The organism is Fibrella forsythiae, assembly GCF_017353175.1.
In the GTDB taxonomy this organism is placed as follows: Bacteria; Bacteroidota; Bacteroidia; order Cytophagales; family Spirosomataceae; genus Fibrella; species Fibrella forsythiae.
Genome location: NZ_JAFMYW010000003.1, coordinates 26,479 through 44,899 on the forward strand (window position 1 = coordinate 26,479; position 18,421 = coordinate 44,899).

Sequence of the window (18,421 nt, forward strand, 5' to 3'; positions counted from 1 at the left end):
CTAAGCACTCACATCTTGTGAGATCTTTTTAACTGTGGTGATACATATATGTATCTTAACTAGCAAATGGTTATGTTTGAAAATATCATCCGTTCACATGCAAACACGACTACTAAGCAGTTTACTGATTTGTCTAATTTTTCTTAGTTGTCGTCAGCCAGAAACGGCAATTAAGCCCAGCACAGAAATCAACCAACTTATCGATGCACAAACTCATTTGCATGAACCGGCACTTGAAGGGACTGTGTTATTGAGTGATGAACCGTCCTACCCGCAAATTATCAATGGTTCTGGTTACACGACGCGCAAACGTACCTTTCGACAATCCAAGAGATTCTCTACCCATCTCAACGCAACAAGTTTTGATCAAGCCGATCCGAATAATGGCCAAGGCTTATATGTGGGATCAATTGTGCGCTTAAGATCATTTGGGCAGCAAGGAAATCTTACGTCTATTGGTGTTACGGCGCGTGAACCGGTGACCCTGACGAGCAGCTTGCCAGGTGCTACGTCCAAGACAATACAGCCTGGAAAAGCTGCTTATCAAACCGTGATGAATCAGTGGCTACAACAGCCAGCCAATGTCGTTTCCTCCATCAGCTACGATGCAACAGTGATGAATTCCACAGAGCAAGCTCTCATGAGCCAAGGGATCAATGTTGGTTGGGGACCGGTGACGTTTGCCAATCAATTCAGTGCCTCCACTGATTTGCAACAGCAAGATATTGTGGTGGCCTTTAAACAGATTTATCACACGGTGACAATGGAATATCCGGGGAGTGCGGCAAATTACTTCACAGCCTCTGTTGATTTATCATCATTACGAGCCGCTACTGGTGCTAATGATCCGCTCGGCTATGTGAGTGAAATAACGTATGGCCGGATTCTCTTAGCTAAGCTTCATTTTAAAACCAGTATCAACACTGATAAGCAACAACTCTCAGCGTCAATCTTAAGCGGTATACAGCAAGGCTGGAACCTAAGCGCCGAATTGAAGAAAACGTTGACGGAATCGAGCGTACAACTCACCGTTTTGGGTGGAGATGCTGCCAGTGCAGCAAAAGTTTTGGTGAAGACCAATGGGCTAACAGCACTTGAGTCGATTAATAAATGGATAAAAGATGGGGCTAACAGTCCGGATAAGGGGACACCCATTTCTTACCAAGTCCGCTACCTATCAGATAATAGTTTGGTTACGTTGGGAGCTTCGGCAGACTACGCTGTGAGGCCTTTACCGGTTGCGATTTGACTGAGAGAGAACCGATGCAGCTAAATCCTTCGTCTCATCACTGTACTTCGTACTTTTGAGAACTTTGGATGCGATAGTCTCCATATCGCTTCCGGTCTGTTTCCCCTTATTGGTCTGTGAGAGGGCGAACCCCGCCAGCTTTTTTGCCGTCGCAGATGCGGATGGATTATTTAAGGTTTTGGCCGCTTGCGAAGCAATGCCAGAAGATGTTGTTTTGCTGTTCTTAGCCATGGCTGTTTAGTAATTGTGTTGTAAAAGTACTTACTTTATTGCAAGGTGAATATACTAGATTTTACTTGAAGACGATACAGACCTATTGGAATGTTTTTTATACTTCAGTCATACGATAATTGTGACAGCTTCTAATATAAAAGTATATTGAGTAGCGAATTATTCATCTCCGTAAAGTGACGAGCATCAGTGTGGAATTGCTCTACTATATTATATCGAACCACGGCTACATAAGAGCAAAAGAACTAATACTGATATAACAGAACTGATGGTTTGCATGTAACTTCGCTAACACGCAGATTATGCTCAACAATGGCCTACAGCGATCTCTTAGCCCAGCAAGACAAAGAGCTGCAACAGCTTCATCAGCGGCTTTATGCCGATCAGGCCATGATCCGAAAACTGCAAAGCGACCATTTCGACCAGACGCGCTATGACGGGCAACTGGAACGGCTGCAAGCCGATTTCGAGCGTCAGCGCGATGTAATGCAAACCCGTTTCGAGCAAGAGCAAAAAGCCTATCTCAACGAGCCTGATATGCCACAAGTTGAGAAGAAGCCGGACATTTCATAGAGCCAGAATAAGGTCGTTTTGATGATGCAGGGATATAGAAAACAACAAGCGAATCAAGGCCAGAAGAATCAGGAACCGGCACAGCCAGATAAACAAGTACAAGCCTCCTCACCGTCAGCCAGTAACCCCAAAGATGAAGACATCAAAAAGTTGATGGAGGATAGCAAAAAACGCCGCCAATCCTGGCAGTATAAGCGAGGCGGTCATAAGCGATAGACATTACGCAACGTCTCGTTGAGCAATATTACAATAGGAGCGTTTACATGCTGTTTTTGTGGAAAATAACAAAACGGGCATATAAACTGAAACTTATCAATACTATTTATTTAATAAATAAGATAATCTAATGTATTTCTCTTTTATGCTATATTTAGCAGAAAAAGGGAATATAGGAACTTCGTTAACTTCCAGCAAGCCTTCCGCAACAGTGGTCTGATCGAACTTCACGAGGTACAAAAGGTCTTTCCTGGTTTCCATGTCCGGCGTATACCTATTACTCTAAATTAAAGACCGGAATCGAAAATTATTTTTTCAAAGCTTTACTCTTCGTCTTTGGTTTTTTTACTATAAGCTTAGAGTAATTGAACATTAAGTGAAATAATTCCAAATCCGTTTTAGTAATAGCTAATTTATGCTTCGAATTGTAAGAATAACTGAAATTTGAATTCAAATTGCATTGAGAAAAAATACTATCAGAGGAATTAAATATAGTATTATTTATTATTTCGTTTTTTTCGGACTTCATTAATAAACTTATAGAATTCAAATTTTGTAAAGGAGAAAAATCTTTGACAATAAAGCCAATCATAGCATTCAAACCATAATGGGACGAGTATTTTTCTTCGATCACAAACCGGTTCATTCCTTCAGTGACATATTTTCTATTCAACGATTTGCCACCATCAAGTCTTTTACATTCAACTACAAAATAATCTGTTTTAAGATTTTTAAAGTTTTTAGCATTTAAGACTTTAATATCTATATAAGCAGATACGCCACCTAAATGCTTAGGTTCTGCCTCAAATATATAATTTTCGAGATTGTATTTTTCTCTAAATTCATTTTCAAGTAAATAATCATAAACTAACCAATCTCTTATTTTCTCTTCGTCATTTTCTAATAATTTCGAACTTCCTAAGCTTTCCGCATAGCAAGATGCAATCCCATTTAAAACAACAATAAATTCTTGTCTTTTAATAAACTGACTTTCTCCTAAATCAAAGTTAATCATGATATAAATAGAAAACGTTTAGTTATTAAACTGATTGATTTTGATTGATTATGGCTTCAAGAATCTCGCCAAGGTCTAAATGGGCTAAAGCGCGATGCCAAACTTTAAACTCGTTAGGCTTCATTATATAAAAGGATTTATCGTTAAAAATCTTTACATCTTTTTGTACAAATAAAGTTTCTGTTTCCTTACTAAAGGATAAGCTTACAAGCCATTTGATAATATTAAAGTCTTCTAATTGAGTCCATTTTATTTTATGCTCGGGGATTAATTCTGTTAAGTGAAAATGCATAATAATTGCGTAGGAATTTAGATAGATTTCTGTAGAAAAAAACATGTCAGATCTATCTCTATATAAATTCTCAAAGTGGTCAATAAATACGTTAGCATACAGCGATAAATAATCTTTATCTTGAAAGCTAAGCCTTCTGAATGGAGACTGTCTGTTCTGAAACAGAGGAATACTCACAATATTAGCATAGTCAATAAGGTCAAGTTCTAGTCTACTTACCTTGTATGCTTTATTGATTTCTGTCTCTAGTTTAGAGAAAATATTTAAGATCTCATCAGAGTAAAAGGAATTCGGCTTTCTTTTGCCTTCAAGATTTTTATTAATTGGATTACTGAGAATTTCTTCAATTTCTGATACTAGATTAGATATATTCGTTCCATTATCTATTAAAGGGAAGGCTAATCTCTCATTATCATGAACTTGATCACGTTCTATACCTATTGAAGATCCGGTTAATAAAAAGTAGTACCCACAAAGATTAGAGTTTAAGACAGCGGAGAAAATCTTTAGTTGATCTACATCACTTTCCTTTAAAGCCTTTATAGCAGTGATCGAACTGTTAAATACCGATTTTTCATAGCTAAGTGCCGATAAAGATTTGAAACTAGGGTCTGTTCCTTCTTTTATTAAGAGCATAGGAGGCTCAAAAACGGCAAGATTAAGCGGCAAATATGCTACACTTTTTTCACTGAAAAGCCCTAAATCACTGTTCAAATGAAATTGTTGAAGATCGTGTTTAGATACTTCTATGAGGTTATATCCAATTAAGTTAGTTGAATCTTTACTCCTTAGACCATCTTTCCTTTTAAATCCCTGATTAACAATAAATCTTTTCTCATCAGAAACTACCTCATTTATAGTCCTCAACCTTTTAAGCCTTTTTATAAAATAAAAGTCTGATATTGTTCCAAATACCAAAAGTTTCCAAATCCAGTCGTTCTCTACGAAAAAACTTTGAACAACTTCTTTATAATCATATTTTTCTACAACTAATATTTTAAAAAGCCTAAAAAATATATTAGGTTTAATTGAGATGTGCTTAACTATATTATTACTAGTATTCCTGCCTTGAGCAAATTTATAGAAAATAATACTTGGTGGTCCAATCGTAGTCTTATTTTTGCCAGCAATTTTTGGAATTTTTTTATCAAACACTTGTCGTCTAATAACAGAAAGTTCCACTACTTGCTCAAGATAAAACCGTTCTAGAAAATATCTCCTAAAATCTTTACCATTGTTGTTGTAAAATATTTTACTCGTAATAATTAAAGCACAGCTAGGAGCGGTCCTCTGTTTAGAAGCTATATCACTGATCCGAATGATAAATGCCTGAGCTATTTCACGATTAGAAATGAGTCTTTTATCTGACCACTCATCTTTCTTTGCTCTTTTCTCACAGTATATCTCGAAGAGTTGCTTTTCGTCTGATAAAGGAGTCCCCCACGGTGGGTTTCCTAAAACAAAATCAAACTCAACTGTAGCAACTCGTGTTCTAAACAGGTACTCACTACTAAATTCTTCGGAAAAAAAGTCACCTTCAAAAAAATTATCTCTCAGATTAGGAAATTTAAAAGTAGATATATCTTTAGGCTCTTGAAAATCCAAAAGAGTTAGGTAGATAGAAAAGATAGCAATGTTAATAGCTTCAGGGTCTTTATCAACACCAAAAATGTTATCAGTTACTAATGAGGATAATTTAGATTTGAGCTCGAATTTGGAAACTTTGCTTATTCTCTGGTATTGATTAATTATTTTCCGCAAGCTTTCTACTAGAAATATTCCAGATCCACAAGATGGGTCGAGCACTTTACAGTTATATTCATTTGGGTTGTTGTCGAAATACTTTTTTACAGTTTGATTAAGTATATATTCTGTAAGAAACAAAGGGGTATAATAAGAAGACTGGGCAACTTGTTTTTGCTCGCCAATGAACAACTCATAAATGTTGCTTATGAATTCGACAGGAATAATTTCGAAATCATAGTACTTAAAGTTAGCGAAGTAGATAACAATTTGCTTCTCAATTATGTTGCCTCCTGTGAAAAGATTGAACACTATTTCTATGTGCTCCTCTCTAACATAAGCTTTTTCTTCTTCTAAGGTGAGAACTTTTGTTACGGCCTCATCATCATGTACTGATAAAGTTGTAGGAAATAACATCTCATTTGCATCATTTAAGAATTTTTCATTCAAAAATGAAAATAGCTCATATAGGATTGAAGGAGACGTTTCAGCTAATATATCGTTAAATCGTTCATAATTTAAAGGCTCTCCCTTAAATTGCACAATTACATCTCTGTCAATTAAATATCTAGTGAAAATTAATCTGCCAATTATACTATTTGCTAATTCACTTTTTAGCAATCTATCACTCAATGCTTTTTTCGCATCTGCAATATTCTTCAGTAGAGTAGCATCTACCCTATCACCTTTTACGCCTTCAATTTGATCACTAAAATGCTCCCACGTTTTACCTGAAATTAACTCCCAATAACTGAACTTACTCAAATCGTTCTCATCTGTCAGTATATTAAGTAACCCTATTTTTTCGTCGAGAGAGAATCCATTAAAAATTTGGATTTGATCAGGTAGTATGAAAAAAACTGTTGAAATTCTATTAAAATTCCAGCAATTTTTGTGAATCTCTTGAATTTCTTCAGGAATTGGTGCAACAGTAAACTCAAAAAAGAAAATAAAGTTATCTTCGGAGTTTGATGTATCAATATGATAAAAAGCTGTAGGCTTTATTTTTTCATTTATTATTTGAGAGGTTTTTAATGAATAGTTTTTCTGCCAGTCAGTGTTAGACAGGAAGTGTATGCCAGGCTTACTAGTAAGTTCAAGCTTGTCAAGAAGTTCTTTAAGTGAGTATGCCATAGTATAGCTTTATCTCAGCTATCTACCTATTTAGATGAAAAATTGCAATATATGTGCAAATGGCTAATCTTGCAGATATATTTATTCTATATCCAGTAAACTTTAACGATGTGCTTTAATTTCAATTAGTATTTACAAAATACTTTGATTACCTTGATACCCTAACTTTGATTTGGACTATAGCAGAGTTTACTTGCATAAGATTCAATAAGTGCCTTACTTTCAGTAAGTTATGATTTGATAAGCTAAGAATCAATGATAAATAACTTTTAATTGTACATGGTTTATTCTATCGCTTCCGTTTAATAGTCTGCTTATCGCGAATGGCTTTCATTTTAGCCATCATCGCCTCCCGTTGATGTTGTTCCTTGCCTTATTGCATGGCTCGATTATAGTCGCTCGGCGAATTATCAGTTTGCGCTTGTAGGAGCTCGTTGAGCAGTTCCGGCTCATGCTTCGATAGTTGATAGCCATGATTGAAGCCTTTTAAGAATTCTGGTGATGGTTCGTCTTCGTCAGTCATGGCTAGAAGGTGCTTTTGGCGTGACGGTTCAGATAAGCCTCAATCGAATCCGTATCATAGAGAATGATCTTCTTTTCTGGCTGGGTAAACCGGATGCTGCCCTCGTCACGCAGCTTCTGCAACGTAGTCTTGCTTTGTATGCGTAACCGTTGCATGGCCTCAATGCCGGAAATCCATTTGTCCTCCCGGACGTTCTGTTGCTGTTGAATACGTTCCACCACCTTGTCAATCAAGGCGTAAAACGCATCTTCTTGGAGGCATATTACTTCCATTAGGAGAGACGCGGCTTGGCCGCGCTAAGGTGTGGCAGACTACAGCAAGGTAGCAATTCTTTATAAAATTCAAAAAAGCTGATTGGGTTACTTTGGTTTGCGTGTGGTTGGTTTCGGTTTCGCTGGTTTCTGCTTTTTATCGTCGTCCATGTTCAGCACTGCATCCAATGCATCATCAGTTTGCTGGGTGGTGAAGTTCGATTGATAACCCATCGTCGTTAGGATACTACTGTGCCGGTAAAGCTTTTGCAGGATTTGCACGGGGATCTTATCACTCGCCACTTGGGCAAAGGAGTGACGAGCCAAGTGCATGGTCAGCTTCTTGTCAATTTTAGCCGCTGGGGCCACTTGGGTTTTGAGGCACTTATCAATGGCACTCGTCTTGAAAGCAATCGTTCGCTGGGTGATAAACTTGTTGTCAAAATCGACACCCTTCAATTCCGGGAACACCAGATCAGCCTTGTTTTGCTGGAAGGCTTTGTAGTGGTCGATTATCTTAATCGCCTTCTCCGGTATTTTGAGTGAGCCGCTCTTATCATTCTTGCCCATCGCATAGTGTAACCGGTCATTCTGAAAGTCTCTCCATCGTAAGCGTAACACGTCACTGACACGCATACCGGCAAAGTAGTAAGAGAACAGCCACAGATTACGGGCGTGGTTGGCCGGTTCTACTAAAGCGACCGTCTCCAGACTTTTAATCTCCTCGGCGTTCAACCCGACTTTGCTGGATTCCGGGAACTTGATCTTCATCTTGCCTTTACCGAACAGATAATGCTTGGCATCAATCACGCCATCCTTGATGGCATGGCTGAAAACGGAGCGCACCATCACGATATGATTGACAGCGGAGCGTTCAGAATGGTTATGCTTGGTTTGCAGGTAGGCTTTAAACCGTTCCAGCATGGCAACAGTCATGTCCTGGAAGGCCAGGTCATTTTTGATGAACTCTTTGAAGTGTTTTACCCGTGGCTTGTCCGCCGTGTATTGATTGTATTTTCCGGCTTCTTTCAAGCGTTGCAGATACAAGTCGGCTTGCGCAAAAAAAGTCGATCCGGCTGTTGGTTTGATCTTCTGCTTGACGGCTCCCGGAGAGACGTAGGACTTCTGGGTCTCAAGTTCTAACGAGTGGTCGTTAGCCTCAGAAAGCTTTTTGAGAATGAAGTTGTTGAGCCGGGCGGCATTGGGGTGCGACTTCTTGACGCGCTGTTGAGACTGGTCCCAATCATCGACGCTGATATGATACCCTAGATAAATAAAAGACGACTTACGGTCTTTCGTGATGCGCAATGTGAGTGGCAACAAGCCATCTTTGTTTGGTTTCTTGCGCAGAACAAGCTTAACAACAGCCATTTAACCTCCGAAGTTGGTACAACAATGGTACAACAAATGGTGGTTTTACTTGGTTTTGACTGATTTAATTTTTTTGATAATTCACTGATAATCAGAAGTATTGATACATATCAAACCATATTAAACCAGCTAAAAGAGGACTGAAAATCCTTGTGTCGGCGGTTCGATTCCGTCCATCACCACCGCACAATAAGCCTTCTCTATTCAGGGAAGGCTTTTTTGTTGGTGTCTGTTGGCTCGATCCGATGGGCTTAATAGTATGCATGCATACCATTTTTAGTGAGGGGCAAATATACGGTTTCCCCGATTGCAGTCAAGGCAGAAATTCGGGTAATTTTGACACAACCCACCACGCCCGTCTTTCCTGCCGATGTCTACGTTGACCCCTTCTTTTTGCCGTATCGGCTACCTGTTGCTTCTGACATACATATCAGCCCCTGGACAGGCAATCGATCAATCAAGCGTTGACAATAGCCCGATGACGATGCAGATTAGCACTCAGCCAGCGACTACTCAGACCCATACCGATTTTACGGAAAGTAGCTGCCCTGCCTCCCAGGCCTGTGTGGATACGCTGGCGGCCCCCGACACCATACGCCGATCTACGCGCCGGTTGCGTACGGGGTTACTATTGAGCTCGTCAGTGCTATCGCTGGGAGCTACGTATGTGTATCTCGAAAAAAAATGGTGGAGCGAGGGCTACACCAACTTTCATCTCGACGATGGCCGCGATTTTCGCTATGCCAGTAATATCGACAAGTTCGGCCATCTGCTGGGTGGCATCGTCACGGCCGATACATACTATGGGGGCTTTCGCTGGGCAGGCATGACGAAGCAGCGGGCCGAATGGTATGCCGTGGGGGCAGCCGCTTTCGTTCAGCTGAGTATCGAGTTTAAAGACGGGTTCTCGCCGCGTTACGGACTTAGCTGGGCTGATGTGGCGGTGGGTACGTTGGGTGGTTTCTGGCCGATGCTTCAAAATCATGCTCCGTTTTTTAGAGATAGCCAGGTTAAATTCAGCTACTGGCAACGTACCGACAAATACTACGAGCATCGGGGCATTAAAACACAGGCTTTCTCGATCGACGACTACATCAATCAGACTTACTGGTTCTCGTTTTCGCCGAAATACCTGTTTGGTTCGTCGCTAAAACAGAAATGGCCCGACTGGCTGCAGCTCTCCGCTGGTGTTGGTCTCGACGCCGATACCTGGAGCCCAACGCGCAATGGCGAGGGGGGCTTGTGGGAAATCTACCTGGCTCCAGACATTAACCTGGTGGAGCTGTTCAAACCCCGTAAGCCGTGGCTAAAATCGATCCTACACGTGTTGAGCTATATCAAAGTGCCCATGCCAACCCTGCAAATTGCGCCCCGCCCGCGCCTGTGGGGACTATATTTTTAGGGTGTTTCGCTTTATGGTAACGTGCAGTTGATGAATACTAGAAAACCACCGTATGAACCGCTTACTCCCTGCCCTGACTGTAGTTACGCTGACTACTCTGTGTCTGTTTGCCCTGCCGGGGCTGAGGCTTGCTGATACTCCGAATGGCGATTGGGCCGACTATCTGGGCGGTCCCGACCGGGCGCATTACTCACCGCTGACGCAGATCACACCAGAAAACGTGCAAAAATTGCAGGTTGCCTGGACCTACAGTGCACCCGACGAAGGACAAATGCAATGCAATTCGCTGATTGTGAATGGTATATTGTACGGCGTTACGGCGTCGGTTCAGGCGTTTGCGCTCGATGCAGCTACCGGCCGTGAGCTCTGGCGCTTTGGCGATGCCCTGAAAGCCTGGCACAGTACCAGCCGGGGGGTGGCGTTCTGGCAGAATCCGGCGAAAACGGACCAACGCATTCTTTACACCCTGGGTAGCAACCTTTACGCGCTGAATGCGCAGACCGGTAAGCCTATTCCAACGTTTGGAACTGCCGGACGCGTTGACCTGCACGCGGGCCTGGGGCCGGAAAACGGCGAGAAGTTCATTATCTCGAACACGCCCGGCACCATTGCCGGTAACCTGATTATTATGCCGGTGCGGGTGTCGGAAGAAGCCGGTGCCGCACCGGGGCATGTTCGGGCGTTCGATGTGCAGACGGGCAAGCTGGTCTGGACGTTTCGGACCATTCCGCACCCAGCCGAGGCGGGCTACGATACCTGGCCTAAAGATGCGTACAGGAACCCAAACATCGGCGGGGTCAACTGTTGGGCGGGAATGGCTTATGACGCCAGGCGGCAGATCGTTTACGTACCAACCGGCTCAGCCTCCTTTGACTTTTATGGTGCCAATCGTAAAGGCGCAAACCTTTTTGCCAATTGCTTGCTGGCACTCGACGCTCGCACAGGTAAACGGCTGTGGCACTTCCAGTTCATTCACCACGACATCTGGGATCGGGACTTGCCCGCCCCGCCCACGCTGCTGACGATCCGTAAAAACGGCCAACCGATCGACGTGGTGGCGCAGACAACCAAGACCGGCTATGTGTATGTGTTTGACCGGGTAACGGGTAAGCCAATTTTCCCGATTCGCGAAACGCCCGTTCCGGCGTCGGACATGCCCGGCGAAGTAGCCTGGCCAACACAGCCATTGCCGACTCTGCCAGCGCCTTTCGTTCGCCAGACACTGACGGCCAGTCAGTTGAATTCGTTTTCGATAGATAGCGATTCGATGCGCACCTTATTCAATCAGGTTGACCATCGCCCGTTTGCCCCGTTTAATCAGACCTCAGGTACGTTGCTGTTTCCCGGTTGCGACGGTGGTGCCGAGTGGGGCGGGGCGGCTGCCGACCCGAATGGTACGCTATATGTGAATGCCAACGAAATGGCCTGGATCTTCAAGCTTCGCGCTACGCCCAAAGAGGATGAACTCGCCCACCTGAGCCCCGGTCAGCGGGTATATACGGTGAGTTGCCAGACCTGCCACGGCCCCGAGCGGAAAGGCAACCCGAAGAGTGGGTACCCGTCGCTGGTCGATATTAGTACCCGCCGCAACAAGGCGTATGTGTCGCAGGTCGTGAGCGGTGGAAAAGGCATGATGCCAGGCTTCACGCAGCTTACGGGCGAAGAGAAGCAGGCATTGCTGTCCTTTCTGTTCGACGAAGAAAAAAAAGAAGTGAGTGCCTATCCAAGAAGAGCTAAAGCTGGAGCCAAAGCGCCTGAGCAACCCTATAAAATTACAGGCTACAATCGCTTTGTCGACAGTCAGGGGTTGCCCGCCATTGCACCGCCCTGGGGCACCCTTACCGCCATTGACCTGAACACCGGGCAACACCGCTGGCAGGTACCGCTAGGCGATGTGACGTCTGTTTCGGCCAAAAACGGCGGGACACCCACCGGTACCGAAAACTACGGCGGCCCCGCCGTAACGGCCAGCGGACTGCTTTTTATTGCAGCAACGAAAGACGAACAGTTCCGGGCGTTCGATACGAAAACGGGCAGGGTTCTTTGGCAAGCCACATTGCCGGCGGCAGGTTACGCAACGCCAAGTGTGTATCAGGCAGGCGGCAAGCAATACGTTGTTATTGCCTGCGGTGGCGGAAAACTGGGCACCAGGCGAGGCAACCAATACGTAGCGTTTACGCTTCCGTAGCAACTGAAACGGCCGTGCTTCCCGAAAACTTCGCGCGTATAGACGCCGGTCTGAACGGGTTAGCGTAGTTTTGTGTAGCCTAAAACCAGACTCTGGCTCCCGTAACGTATGGCTCAAACAGCTAACCCTATCTATTTCAAGGGCTTTAATGGTGTCCGATTTATTGCTGCATCGGCAGTAATTGTTCACCATATTGAAGAGTATAAGTCGGTATTCTTATTTGGCCGCGATGACTTGTGGGCGCATCCGTTTGCCTATCAGTTGGGGCGGTTGGGAGTATCGCTGTTCTTTGTGCTGAGTGGTTTTCTAATTACGTATCTGTTGCTGGCCGAGAAACAGAAGACAGGCACGATCGCCATTCGTAAGTTCTACATCCGACGGATTCTGCGCATCTGGCCGCTCTATTTTCTGGTGATCGGGTTGGGGCTGCTGGTGTGGCCGCTGATTCCTATTCTGCATACGCCCGCCATGCTGGGCGATGTGTACAGCAATTTCGGGCTGAAGCTTCTCACCTACGGGCTTGTGCTGCCTAACATTGCGCTGGCCTTGTTCGATAACGTACCCATGGTTTCGCACGCGTGGTCGATTGGGGTTGAAGAGCAATTTTACCTCATGTGGCCGTGGCTGGTGATGAGCAACAATCCCAAACGCACCCTGAAAATTGTGCTGGGTATTGTTGGGGTGTTGGCTCTCTGGTTCCTCTACGAACGGTTTGTGGCCCGCCCTGTTTATCTGGCCGAAAACACCCGCTATTCGCCTTTCGTACTGCTGGCCTTCTTCCTGGCGCAGTTCCGAATTGGTTGTATGGCTATCGGCGGGGTGGGGGCCTGGCTGCTCTTCTCGCGGCATAAACTACTGGCATTCGCGTTCCGGCGCGATGTGCAGATTGCCGTTTATAGCGTGCTGGCCGTTTGCATTGCGTTCAGTATCAAGCCACTGGGTTTCAACTACGAGTTTTACGCTTTGTTTTTCTGCTTCATGTTGCTGAATCTGGCGGGTAATCCGGCTTCGTTGGTGAAACTGGATAACCCGGTGTCGCGCTTTATGGGCGATATTTCGTATGGCCTTTATATGTACCATCCACTGCTGATTACGTTGTGTATAAACAGCCTGTTACTGTTATGGCCGACCTTGCCGGTTCACGGTACTACCGCCGACCCGCTGTTTATGGGCTTGTTGTACATCGCTAGCTTTGCCATGACTACGCTCGTGGCCTGGTTGTCGTACCAGTATTTCGAAAAACCATTTTTATCGTTGAAAGACCGATTCGCGGTTGTTGCCTCCAGTCGACGACCTGCCGAACAGGCTGCCTCGCCGGCCTCTACGCCGCTGGCCCCCTAACTTTGTGTTATGCTCATTCTCCTTGTTAAAGGTATTTCTTCACTATTGCTGACGCTGGCAATTGGTCTGCTGCTGTGGCAACGTACCCGCGTTGAACAGCTGCTGGGTACGAAGAAAGCGCCCTGGATCAGCCTGTTTTTTGTCGTTTTTCGGCTGCTTCCTTTTCTGGGTACGTATGTGGTTATGGGTTTCGAGCCGCAGTCTGACGTGCAGTGTTTTTACCCCATTGTATCGTCGGCCACCCGGTTTGAAATTCCTTACGTGGGCGCCTACAATGCCTACAGCCCGTTTTTTGGTTACCTGCTGGCTTTGCCACTGGCCATCTACGATAACATCCGCGTCATCGTGCTGACGTTGCTCCTGCTGGAAACGGTAACGGTCTGGTTAACGCAGCGCCTGTATCTGCCTCAGCTTACTCAGGGCGAGCGGTTATTCCGTTGCCTGATCTATTACATGCTGCCCGTTTCATTCATCTTCGCGGTCTTCAGCGGGCAGGAAGATATCCTGGTTTGGGGTGTAGCGCTGGCGGGTGTCTGGCTCTGGCAAACGCGGCAGAATGCGTTTCTGGGTGGTGTTGCACTGGGAATCGGCTTACTACTGACCAAGGCCACGTTTGTCTTGCTGATGATTCCGCTCTTTCTGCTCACTCGCCGAAAAGTTGCGTTTGTGGCGGGGGCGGCCGTGGTTGGTTTGCCGGTGCTGGTTTGGCTCTACCTCACCACAGGTACGTTGTTTATGGATCAGCCCCTGCACGAAGGCGATTATTTAAAAGCCCCCAACTGGCGGTCGGTATTGAATCCGGTATTGGTGGGCAACGTTACGCTGAACGGCAACCTCGGCAAGTGGATTACCCTTGCGCTGCTACTGGTCGTGATCATTGGCACTACGTTCTGGGTACGTAAGCGCGAAGCCCTGACCGGCTATTTACCTACGCTCTACATCGCCATTTTTGCGGCTATGAGCGTATTGCAGCAAAATGCGATCACGGTCTATGCGTTTGCGTTCATGCTGCCCCTCGTTTTCTGCCTCACCAATTTCCGGGACAAGACCGAAGTAGCTATTTTGCTGATTTTCAATTTGCTGGCCGCCAACCATCCGTCAATCTGGTGGCGTATGAAGCAGCCGTATTACACATTCAGCTCGCTCAGCAACCCGCTGTATCTGGCCGAATACGTGATGGAATGGCTCATCATTGCTGGCTTTGCCTGGTGCGTGTGGCTGGCTATCCGGCAGCTAAGGCGTGGCCCGGTGCCTACTCTACCCGCTTGAACTGCTGCTTGGCCTGTCGGCGCGACAGGGCGTTGAAATGCCACCATTCGTACTCGATCGGTATGAACCCGCCTGCCCGCATGGCTTGCCGTAACAAGCGCCGGTTTTCGACCTGTTGCTTCGTTAACTGACCTGATTTTAAGAGTTGCCCTTCCTGTTTGGGGTATGCTTTCGGCCCGAAAAAATCGTAGGGCGTACCCATATCGAGGGCGCGACCATCGGCGGTGGCCAGCGTAAGGTCAACGGCGCAACCGTAGCTGTGAATGGAGCCTTCGCGCGGGTCGGCTACGTAGGTACGCCGCTGTCGTTCAGAATACTGGGGCAGGGCATTCCACAGCTTCCATTGAGCCGATTGAGGGCGTGCAGCATCATAAATCAACAAACGTAGTTCGGGTCGACGTACCTGGAGCCATTTGCTGGCATCGGCCAACTTTCGGGCGGCCATTGGTTGCAGGTACGCCCGTACTAAGTCGCCATACACATCCTGTTTTACGAAGTTATCCGTAGTCGAATACTTCAACTCAACCAGCAGGCTGGCGTCGATCGTCTGCACGTTGACCAGCCCCTGCTTTTGCATGGAAGCGTCGGTTTGGGCAACCGCGTAATGAGTGAGTGAATGAACGAGTGATAGAGTGAACAGGAAAAGGATGAAGCGAAAGGGCATAAGACGGATTGTTTGCTGGCGTTTGCGGTCGTAAACTTACAGCACAACGGTATGCTCATCCATTTCGATTGGGCGATTTGCTCCGTCAACAACCGTTGTGGGACTCATTCTTTAATTCACAAATCGAGTTATGGCCCTTAACTACATCTGGGTAGCTTTTTTTCTGATTGCCTTCCTTGTCGCGCTTGCCAAACTAATTTTCCTGGGCGATACCGAAATCTTTAAACTCCTGGTTGAAGGGCTCTTCGACTCATCCAAAGTGGCGGTAATGGACATTGCCCTGCCCCTGGCCGGCGTAATGACCTTCTTTCTGGGTCTGCTCAACATTGCCGAGAAAATAGGGGCCATAAGCGCCATGGCGCGGGTTATCGGTCCGTTTTTCAATAAACTCTTTCCCGAAGTACCCAAAGATCACCCCGCCAACGGGCAGATGATCATGAATTTTTCGGCTAATATGCTCGGTCTCGACAACGCCGCCACCCCGTTCGGGCTGAAGGCCATGCAGAGTTTGCAGGAACTGAACCCCGATAAAGAAACGGCCTCCAACGCGCAGATTATGTTTCTGGTACTTCATACCTCAGGCCTAACCATTATTCCGCTTGGCATTATGGCGCAACGGGCTATTCTGGGTGCCGCCGACCCGTCAGATATATTCATTCCCTGCCTCATCGGCACCTACGTAGCTACTGTGGCCAGTATTCTGATCGTGGGTATAAAGCAACGACTCAACCTGTTCAATACCACGGTGTTGGGTGGTATTCTGGGCATTAGCGCGCTGCTGGGGCTGGGTTTGTGGGGGCTGGCTGGCTTGCCGAAAGAGAAGCTCGAAGTAGTTTCGAAAATAGTGGGCAACGTTTTGCTGATGAGCATCATCGTAACCTTTCTGATTGGAGCCATCCGCCAAAAGATTGATGTCTTCAGTACGTTTATCGAAGGAGCAAAAGCGGGTTTTGAGACGTCGGTACGGATTATTCCCTACCTGGTTGGGATGCTCGTTGCTATCGGTGCGTTTCGCAACTCGGGTGCGATGGACTACGTGGTGGGGAGCATGAAATACCTGATCAGCCTCACCGGCCTGAACACCGATTTCACCGACGCCCTGCCCGTAGCGCTGATGCGCCCGCTGAGCGGTAGCGCGTCTCGTGCCCTGATGATTGACGCCATGAAGCAGTTCGGTCCCGATTCATTCGTGGGTCGCCTGAGTTGCATTTTCCAGGGTGCTGCCGATACCACGTTCTACATTGTGGCCCTGTATTTCGGGTCGGTCGGCATCAAAAAGACCCGCTACGCCATTGTTGCCGGGCTAGTGGCCGACTTCATCGGCGTCATTGCCGGTATCGCGCTGGGGTACTTTTTCTTCCACTGATCAGGTACGTTGCTGGCAGAAGCGGGCTGTCGGCAAAATCGTATCGTTGGTAAACCTCATTCATCATGCTGACAGCGATAAAAGGTACTTATAGCAACGGCCGAATCATTCTTCACGAAACGCCACCACCTGTTGAGGAAGGAGCAGAGGTCGTAGTAACCTTTTTAAGGGATTCTGGACTGCGTACCATAAAACCTGAGAAGCCCAACGTGGTAGGCGCGCAAGGTGTTCGATTTGGGTCATTGTTTGGGAAGGTCGGTCTTCCAGATACGTTCAATGGGCCTCTTTATGACCTCAACGAGTATATGTAATTGCCGTGAACGCACTTATTGACACACAAATACTGATCTGGATTCAGGAGAACAACCCGATTATTTCCCTGAAAGCTCGTGCTGTGCTGTCGAGTGTAGACAATCAGATTTATCTATTTCTCAAATCAGTTTTTTCGAGATAGCTATCAGGCTAAAAATCGGGAAATTGCCTGCTTTTCGGCTAACTACTGATGAGTTGATGCGTCAGACGGTTCGTGATGGCATGCATATTTTACCGATTGGGGATCATCACATTGCCGCTTACGATCAGATTCCTCTTTACGCCGATCATCGCGGTCCTTTCGACCGGTTGATTTTGGCAACGGCATTAGTAGAGAAAATGCCAGTTATTTCTGCGGATGGCCATTTTCACCGGTACAATGATGTCGTGGAGATAATTTGGTGATTGATGCGCGTGGAATGACCAGTCAAGCCCCCTGTTCATTATACACCTGTACACTCAACGAACAACATGACCGACGTACACATACCCTAGAATATAGGCTCAATCTTTTTAATAAATAATACGGTGGTAGTGCCCGACCCATCTACCCCACCAACCCGGCTAGATCGATCTCGGCAGAAGGGGTGATGTCGGCGCTGAGGACGCGCTGCATGTAGGCGAGTGCCGCCTCAGTGTTAGGGGCTGAACCGGAGGCTACACAGTCGGGGGGAACAATCAGTTTCAAATCGCGGACGTAGGCGTCGATGGCCGAAAAAAGTATGCATACGTCGGCAGCAATGCCGGTCATAATCAGCGTGTTGGTTTGCAGGTACGTTAACAGTGTTTCCAGCGTGGTGGCATAAAAAATCGAATGCTTCGGCTTAAGCACCCTATAATCGTCGGCATCGGGCCGGATGCGTTCCACTACGGGTTTGCCCCGTACATGGTCGGTAAGACAGTGGGTCAGCAGATCGTCGAAATTAGACCGCCATTTGCCAAAGTTATCGTTGACGTACAAAACCGGAATGCCAGCTTCTTTGGCCCGTTGTTTCAAGGCCGCAATCTGGCAGGCTGCTGCCAGCGTAGGTTCCAGAAAGTCAGGGCCTTCGGGAAATTCAAGGTCATTGATCATATCGATGACCAGCAACGCTACCGGCGACGAGTCAGGAGCATTACCGTGAAGATCTTCGTTTGTCTGGTTCATAACGCGTCGCCTGTCTTTCAGCCATGAGTGGGAGGTATCAGCTCGTTAACACGCATGGAAAGCGTTGGGTTGAAATTATGTCTGAGTGGTTGCTGCTACCCGCACGAAAAAGCCCGCTGCAGATGAGCCGACCT

Annotated in this window: 17 protein-coding genes and 1 tRNA gene; 10 read left to right on the forward strand and 8 right to left on the reverse strand. The window is 46.2% G+C overall.

The window, feature by feature from the left end:
• Positions 1–97: 97 nt before the first annotated feature.
• Positions 98–1,249: a thiol-activated cytolysin family protein gene (locus J2I46_RS11525; protein ID WP_207329194.1), complete on the forward strand. Its 1,152-nt coding sequence runs from the start codon at positions 98–100 to the stop codon at positions 1,247–1,249.
• Here the strand turns inward: J2I46_RS11525 and J2I46_RS11530 are convergent.
• Positions 1,232–1,480 carry a hypothetical protein gene (locus J2I46_RS11530; protein ID WP_207329195.1) on the reverse strand — a complete coding sequence of 83 codons (249 nt, stop codon included), beginning with the start codon at positions 1,478–1,480 and terminating at the stop codon, positions 1,232–1,234. The two genes, J2I46_RS11525 and J2I46_RS11530, sit on opposite strands and share 18 nt — an antisense overlap.
• 312 nt (positions 1,481–1,792) lie before the next feature.
• Here J2I46_RS11530 and J2I46_RS11535 point away from each other — a divergent pair, with 312 nt between their 5' ends.
• A complete protein-coding gene (locus J2I46_RS11535; RefSeq protein WP_207329196.1) occupies positions 1,793–2,053 on the forward strand; it encodes a hypothetical protein in 261 nt (86 codons plus the stop codon).
• A 523-nt stretch (positions 2,054–2,576) separates the two neighbouring features.
• Here J2I46_RS11535 and J2I46_RS11540 read toward each other — a convergent pair.
• The 5 genes from J2I46_RS11540 to J2I46_RS11560 form a co-directional block, all read right to left on the reverse strand.
• On the reverse strand, positions 2,577–3,284 hold the full coding sequence (locus tag J2I46_RS11540) for a hypothetical protein (protein WP_207329197.1): 708 nt from the start codon (positions 3,282–3,284) through the stop codon (positions 2,577–2,579).
• A gap of 25 nt (positions 3,285–3,309) precedes the next feature.
• Positions 3,310–6,453, reverse strand: a complete 3,144-nt coding sequence (locus J2I46_RS11545; protein WP_207329198.1) for an HsdM family class I SAM-dependent methyltransferase — start codon at positions 6,451–6,453, stop codon at positions 3,310–3,312.
• 373 nt (positions 6,454–6,826) lie between these two features.
• Positions 6,827–6,976: a hypothetical protein gene (locus J2I46_RS11550; RefSeq protein ID WP_207329199.1), complete on the reverse strand. Its 150-nt coding sequence runs from the start codon at positions 6,974–6,976 to the stop codon at positions 6,827–6,829.
• Between the two features lie 2 nt (positions 6,977–6,978).
• Positions 6,979–7,248: a helix-turn-helix domain-containing protein gene (locus tag J2I46_RS11555; RefSeq protein WP_207329200.1), complete on the reverse strand. Its 270-nt coding sequence runs from the start codon at positions 7,246–7,248 to the stop codon at positions 6,979–6,981.
• 87 nt (positions 7,249–7,335) lie between these two features.
• A complete protein-coding gene (locus tag J2I46_RS11560) occupies positions 7,336–8,598 on the reverse strand; it encodes a site-specific integrase (protein WP_207329201.1) in 1,263 nt (420 codons plus the stop codon).
• 38 nt (positions 8,599–8,636) lie between these two features.
• On the opposite strand from J2I46_RS11560, the gene J2I46_RS11565 reads away from it, so the two are divergent.
• From J2I46_RS11565 to J2I46_RS11585, 5 genes are all read left to right on the forward strand, one after another.
• Positions 8,637–8,780 (forward strand) — tRNA-Phe (locus J2I46_RS11565).
• A 188-nt stretch (positions 8,781–8,968) separates the two neighbouring features.
• Complete coding sequence (locus J2I46_RS11570; protein WP_207329202.1) at positions 8,969–10,000, forward strand: VanZ family protein; 1,032 nt, start codon at positions 8,969–8,971, stop codon at positions 9,998–10,000.
• A gap of 52 nt (positions 10,001–10,052) precedes the next feature.
• On the forward strand, positions 10,053–12,188 hold the full coding sequence (locus J2I46_RS11575; protein ID WP_207329203.1) for an outer membrane protein assembly factor BamB family protein: 2,136 nt from the start codon (positions 10,053–10,055) through the stop codon (positions 12,186–12,188).
• A 108-nt stretch (positions 12,189–12,296) separates the two neighbouring features.
• Positions 12,297–13,529, forward strand: coding sequence for an acyltransferase family protein (locus J2I46_RS11580; RefSeq protein WP_207329204.1), 1,233 nt, complete (start codon positions 12,297–12,299; stop codon positions 13,527–13,529).
• 9 nt (positions 13,530–13,538) lie between these two features.
• Complete coding sequence (locus tag J2I46_RS11585) at positions 13,539–14,798, forward strand: hypothetical protein (RefSeq protein ID WP_207329205.1); 1,260 nt, start codon at positions 13,539–13,541, stop codon at positions 14,796–14,798.
• Here J2I46_RS11585 and J2I46_RS11590 read toward each other — a convergent pair.
• Positions 14,782–15,462 (reverse strand): M15 family metallopeptidase, encoded by a 681-nt coding sequence (locus J2I46_RS11590; RefSeq protein ID WP_207329206.1) that lies wholly within the window; start codon positions 15,460–15,462, stop codon positions 14,782–14,784. The two genes, J2I46_RS11585 and J2I46_RS11590, sit on opposite strands and share 17 nt — an antisense overlap.
• Positions 15,463–15,592: 130 nt before the next feature.
• Between J2I46_RS11590 and J2I46_RS11595 the strand changes: the two genes are divergently transcribed.
• From J2I46_RS11595 to J2I46_RS11605, 3 genes are all read left to right on the forward strand, one after another.
• Complete coding sequence (locus tag J2I46_RS11595) at positions 15,593–16,828, forward strand: spore maturation protein (RefSeq protein ID WP_207329207.1); 1,236 nt, start codon at positions 15,593–15,595, stop codon at positions 16,826–16,828.
• A gap of 65 nt (positions 16,829–16,893) precedes the next feature.
• Entirely contained in the window at positions 16,894–17,139 is a 246-nt protein-coding gene (locus J2I46_RS11600) for a hypothetical protein (protein WP_207329208.1), read from the forward strand.
• A gap of 157 nt (positions 17,140–17,296) precedes the next feature.
• Positions 17,297–17,545: a PIN domain-containing protein gene (locus tag J2I46_RS11605; protein ID WP_310589028.1), complete on the forward strand. Its 249-nt coding sequence runs from the start codon at positions 17,297–17,299 to the stop codon at positions 17,543–17,545.
• A 142-nt stretch (positions 17,546–17,687) separates the two neighbouring features.
• On the opposite strand, the gene J2I46_RS11610 is transcribed toward J2I46_RS11605, so the two are convergent.
• Positions 17,688–18,287 carry a cysteine hydrolase family protein gene (locus J2I46_RS11610; RefSeq protein WP_207329209.1) on the reverse strand — a complete coding sequence of 200 codons (600 nt, stop codon included), beginning with the start codon at positions 18,285–18,287 and terminating at the stop codon, positions 17,688–17,690.
• Positions 18,288–18,421: the final 134 nt, after the last annotated feature.

Coding starts and splice junctions, on each gene's coding strand:
- J2I46_RS11525 (WP_207329194.1), top strand. CDS start 98: ATGCAAACACGACTACTAAGCAGTTTACTGATTTGTCTAATTTTTCTT.
- J2I46_RS11530 (WP_207329195.1), bottom strand. CDS start 1,480: ATGGCTAAGAACAGCAAAACAACATCTTCTGGCATTGCTTCGCAAGCG.
- J2I46_RS11535 (WP_207329196.1), top strand. CDS start 1,793: ATGGCCTACAGCGATCTCTTAGCCCAGCAAGACAAAGAGCTGCAACAG.
- J2I46_RS11540 (WP_207329197.1), bottom strand. CDS start 3,284: ATGATTAACTTTGATTTAGGAGAAAGTCAGTTTATTAAAAGACAAGAA.
- J2I46_RS11545 (WP_207329198.1), bottom strand. CDS start 6,453: ATGGCATACTCACTTAAAGAACTTCTTGACAAGCTTGAACTTACTAGT.
- J2I46_RS11550 (WP_207329199.1), bottom strand. CDS start 6,976: ATGACTGACGAAGACGAACCATCACCAGAATTCTTAAAAGGCTTCAAT.
- J2I46_RS11555 (WP_207329200.1), bottom strand. CDS start 7,248: ATGGAAGTAATATGCCTCCAAGAAGATGCGTTTTACGCCTTGATTGAC.
- J2I46_RS11560 (WP_207329201.1), bottom strand. CDS start 8,598: ATGGCTGTTGTTAAGCTTGTTCTGCGCAAGAAACCAAACAAAGATGGC.
- J2I46_RS11570 (WP_207329202.1), top strand. CDS start 8,969: ATGTCTACGTTGACCCCTTCTTTTTGCCGTATCGGCTACCTGTTGCTT.
- J2I46_RS11575 (WP_207329203.1), top strand. CDS start 10,053: ATGAACCGCTTACTCCCTGCCCTGACTGTAGTTACGCTGACTACTCTG.
- J2I46_RS11580 (WP_207329204.1), top strand. CDS start 12,297: ATGGCTCAAACAGCTAACCCTATCTATTTCAAGGGCTTTAATGGTGTC.
- J2I46_RS11585 (WP_207329205.1), top strand. CDS start 13,539: ATGCTCATTCTCCTTGTTAAAGGTATTTCTTCACTATTGCTGACGCTG.
- J2I46_RS11590 (WP_207329206.1), bottom strand. CDS start 15,462: ATGCCCTTTCGCTTCATCCTTTTCCTGTTCACTCTATCACTCGTTCAT.
- J2I46_RS11595 (WP_207329207.1), top strand. CDS start 15,593: ATGGCCCTTAACTACATCTGGGTAGCTTTTTTTCTGATTGCCTTCCTT.
- J2I46_RS11600 (WP_207329208.1), top strand. CDS start 16,894: ATGCTGACAGCGATAAAAGGTACTTATAGCAACGGCCGAATCATTCTT.
- J2I46_RS11610 (WP_207329209.1), bottom strand. CDS start 18,287: ATGAACCAGACAAACGAAGATCTTCACGGTAATGCTCCTGACTCGTCG.